This is a genomic window from Arthrobacter cavernae (genome assembly GCF_017368795.1).
GTDB classification, from domain to species: Bacteria; Actinomycetota; Actinomycetes; order Actinomycetales; family Micrococcaceae; genus Arthrobacter; species Arthrobacter cavernae.
Genome location: NZ_JAFNLL010000088.1, coordinates 1 through 3,577 on the forward strand (window position 1 = coordinate 1; position 3,577 = coordinate 3,577).

General features: G+C 64.5%; 4 protein-coding genes. 2 read left to right on the forward strand and 2 right to left on the reverse strand.

The annotated features are described in order from the left end of the window. Nucleotides 1–1,893, forward strand: a 1,893-nt coding sequence (locus tag J1902_RS18835; protein ID WP_207617901.1) for an ATP-dependent Clp protease ATP-binding subunit, incomplete at its 5' end; no start/stop codon positions are given. A 177-nt stretch (nucleotides 1,894–2,070) separates the two neighbouring features. Here the strand turns inward: J1902_RS18835 and J1902_RS18840 are convergent. Both J1902_RS18840 and J1902_RS18845 read right to left on the reverse strand, forming a co-directional pair. Continuing rightward, nucleotides 2,071–2,247: a CsbD family protein gene (locus J1902_RS18840; RefSeq protein ID WP_207617902.1), complete on the reverse strand. Its 177-nt coding sequence runs from the start codon at nucleotides 2,245–2,247 to the stop codon at nucleotides 2,071–2,073. 225 nt (nucleotides 2,248–2,472) lie between these two features. Further along, nucleotides 2,473–3,024, reverse strand: coding sequence for a flavin reductase family protein (locus J1902_RS18845; protein ID WP_207617903.1), 552 nt, complete (start codon nucleotides 3,022–3,024; stop codon nucleotides 2,473–2,475). 119 nt (nucleotides 3,025–3,143) lie between these two features. Between J1902_RS18845 and J1902_RS18850 the strand changes: the two genes are divergently transcribed. Beyond that, a complete protein-coding gene (locus J1902_RS18850) occupies nucleotides 3,144–3,335 on the forward strand; it encodes a hypothetical protein (protein WP_207617904.1) in 192 nt (63 codons plus the stop codon). Nucleotides 3,336–3,577: the final 242 nt, after the last annotated feature.

The window sequence follows — 3,577 nt, forward strand, 5'->3', positions numbered from 1 at the left end:
GTCCTCTCCCGCCGCACCAAGAACAACCCGGTGCTCATCGGCGAGCCCGGCGTCGGCAAGACCGCCGTCGTCGAGGGCCTGGCCCAGGCGATCGTCCGCGGCGACGTCCCGGAGACTCTCAAGGACAAGCAGCTGTACACCTTGGACCTGGGCTCCGTGGTTGCCGGTTCGCGCTACCGCGGTGACTTCGAAGAGCGCCTCAAGAAGGTCCTCAAGGAGATCCGCACCCGCGGGGACATCATCCTTTTCATCGACGAGATCCACACCCTCGTGGGTGCCGGTGCGGCTGAGGGTGCCATCGATGCTGCCTCCATCCTCAAGCCGTTGCTGGCCCGGGGCGAGCTGCAGACCATCGGCGCCACCACGCTTGACGAGTACCGCAAGCACATCGAGAAGGACGCCGCGCTGGAGCGCCGCTTCCAGCCGATCCAGGTCAAGGAACCCTCCGTGGCTGACACCATCGAGATCCTCAAGGGCCTGCGCGACCGCTACGAGGCACATCACCGGGTTTCCATCACGGACGGCGCGCTGGTCGCCGCGGCGAACCTCTCGGAGCGCTACATTTCGGACCGCTTCCTGCCGGACAAGGCGATCGACCTGATCGACGAGGCCGGGGCGCGCCTGCGCATCCGGCGCATGACCGCCCCGCCGGAGCTCAAAGAGATGGACGAGCGCATCGCCGAAGTGAAGATGGAGAAGGAGTCCGCGATTGATGCGCAGGACTTCGAGGGTGCCGCTTCGCTGCGCGTCAAGGAGCAGCAGCTCATTGCCGTGCGCAGAGAGAAGGAGCTCCGATGGAAGTCGGGCACTCTGGAGGACATTTCCGAGGTTGACGAGGAACTGATCGCCGAGGTGCTGGCGAATTCCACGGGCATCCCGGTCTTCAAGCTGACCGAGGAAGAGTCCAGCCGCCTGCTGAGGATGGAAGACGAGCTGCACCGGCGCGTGGTGGGCCAGGACGAGGCGATCAGGGCACTCTCTCGGGCTATCCGCCGTACCCGTGCAGGCCTGAAGGACCCGAAGCGCCCGGGCGGTTCGTTCATCTTTGCCGGCCCCACCGGTGTGGGCAAGACGGAGCTCGCCAAGGCCCTCGCCGAGTTCCTCTTCGCCGACGAAGACGCCCTCATCTCCCTGGACATGTCCGAGTACTCGGAAAAGCACGCCGTGTCGCGTCTCTTCGGTGCCCCTCCGGGCTACGTCGGCTACGAGGAGGGCGGGCAGCTGACCGAGAAGGTCCGGCGCCGTCCGTTCTCCGTGGTCCTGTTCGACGAAGTGGAAAAAGCCCATGCTGACCTCTTCAACTCACTGCTGCAGATCCTCGAAGACGGCCGCCTGACCGACTCCCAGGGCCGGGTGGTGGACTTCAAGAACACCGTGATCATCATGACCACCAACCTGGGCACCCGCGACATCTCCAAGAGCGTCGCAACGGGCTTCCAGTCCGGCACGGACACCCAGACCGGCTACAACCGCATGCGTGCCCGGGTCACGGAAGAGCTCAAGCAGCACTTCCGCCCCGAGTTCCTCAACCGCGTTGATGACGTTATTGTCTTCCCCCAGCTGACCCAGGACGAGATCATCCAGATCGTGAACCTGATGATCGGCCGCCTGGAGCAGCGTCTGGCGGACAAGGACATGGGCATCGAGCTCACCGCCGCAGCCAAGGTCCTCCTGGCCACGCGTGGCTACGACCCGGCCATGGGTGCCCGGCCGCTGCGCCGCACCATCCAGCGCGAGATCGAGGACCAGCTCTCCGAGAAGATCCTCTTCGGCGAAATCAAGCCCGGCGAGATCATCGCCGTCGATGTTGAGGGCGAGGGCGAGGACGCGACGTTCACCTTCGCAGGAAACACGAAACCGCGGATCCCGGACGCACTGCCGGCCGCGACCTGAACAGCAACCACCTCCGACCGCCGTTGAGGCGGACTGAAGTCCGGCGTCACACCTCACGGCACTGCAGGCGAAGGATTCCGTGACGCCTGAGGATCCAGCCGGGGTGCTGCTACGGCGTGGCCAAGGCGGGGGGTGCGGCCCGCCCGGACTGCACCCCCCGCCTCCCGGTCTCGTGGATCAGTGCTTCCTGAAGGCGCCTTTGACTTTTTCGCCGGCCTGCTTCAGGCCGGCTTTGACGTGGTGGCCCTTGCCCTCAGCCTTCAGCCGGTCGTTGCCGGTGGCATCGCCTGCTGCTTCTTTGCCCTTGCCGTGGAGTTTCTCGGCAGCGTTATGGATCTTCTCACCCAAACCCATGGCGGGTCTCCTTAGTTGGCCGCCCCGTCGACGTGAATGCCGTAAGAGGCCGACAATTCATTGTGCGGACAGACCCGCGATAAGGGGCAGAACTGGACCCGCCCGCCATTTGAGGTGCCGCTGTGCCTCCGGCAATGGTGGGTTTGGATCCAGGCCGGGGTGCCGGGTGCGGTCCCGGTGGCAGCCCGGGAGATCGGTGGTCTTCGCCGCCTTTGTGGGTAACTTCTAGGGCGTCAGCCGGTGGTAGGCAGAAGCAAAATGTATGAGCGGGTCCGGTACTTCCGCCGCTGGAGCGTCACCACCCATCGCAAGTACCTCTCCCACGATGAGCAGATGCGTTGCCGCCGGATGGATGGCAACCGTTCGCAGCTCGAAGTACGCGATCGATCCCTCGAGGATCACCGATCCGGTGGCCGGGCCGCGGCGGTAGGGAACCTGGGACAGCAGGCCCTCAACGGGGGCCCCGGGACTGGCCAGCCAATCCGCCGCGCCTTGGTGCTTGCTGCGCAGCAGACTCAACGCCCACGTACCCGTCGTGGCAATTGCTTCGCCAATGCGTGAGCCCGCGTAGAGACTGACAAGCATCGTCGGCGGATCATAGGAGACGGAGAGAAAAGCAGTCACTGTTGCTGCGTAGTCGCGATGGTGCAGCGATGTAGAAACCACGGCGACGCCGGCTGAGATGTCAGCGCTGAGCACGCGGTACAGATCGATGTCCGCTTCGGAAGGCGGTTCGTCGCCAAGGCGATGCGCGTCCAACGTCCCCGGAATCTCCATAAGCACATCGTTTCACGCGGTGAACACATCAGGGCCGATCGTGACGAGGCCTCAAATCCATGTTCGCCGCCAGCCCCTACGAAGACACCCCATCCAATGCCCTGCGGAGTCTGCAACCCATGATCGGCCAGCTCCTCGCGGACGCGGAGGGGACCTTCAACGGATTGGTGATCGAATCGGCGAGCCACAATATCCTTGCCGTGCCCTTCGTGGACTCACGCATGACAGGTCTGCTGAAGGCAACGAAAGAATACTTCGACGTGACCCGTTACGTCGCCAGCTGCGTCGTGGTTGTCTCCCACGACGGTTAGTGCAAAAGGAGGGAGCCCACCACCGGTTCGCACCAGGTGGTGGGCTCCCTCCCTGTCGCCGATTTCATTCACTTTCCGTCAATGGCAGCGGCCCGCTGGACATTTCCTGTGCGGGCTCAGCCTGCATGTCCCGTGCAACGCTATTGCGTGGGCGCGGGCCGGGATGCGGCCCGCGTCCCGGGCGGTGTTCATGCGGTTTTACGTGCGATCGCACTGAGCGCCGCGGTGTTCTGGACGGTGAT

Excerpts from the sequence above, each read along its gene's own strand:
- J1902_RS18845 (WP_207617903.1), bottom strand. The coding sequence starts at position 3,024 with ATGGAGATTCCGGGGACGTTGGACGCGCATCGCCTTGGCGACGAACCG.
- J1902_RS18840 (WP_207617902.1), bottom strand. The coding sequence starts at position 2,247 with ATGGGTTTGGGTGAGAAGATCCATAACGCTGCCGAGAAACTCCACGGC.
- J1902_RS18850 (WP_207617904.1), top strand. The coding sequence starts at position 3,144 with ATGATCGGCCAGCTCCTCGCGGACGCGGAGGGGACCTTCAACGGATTG.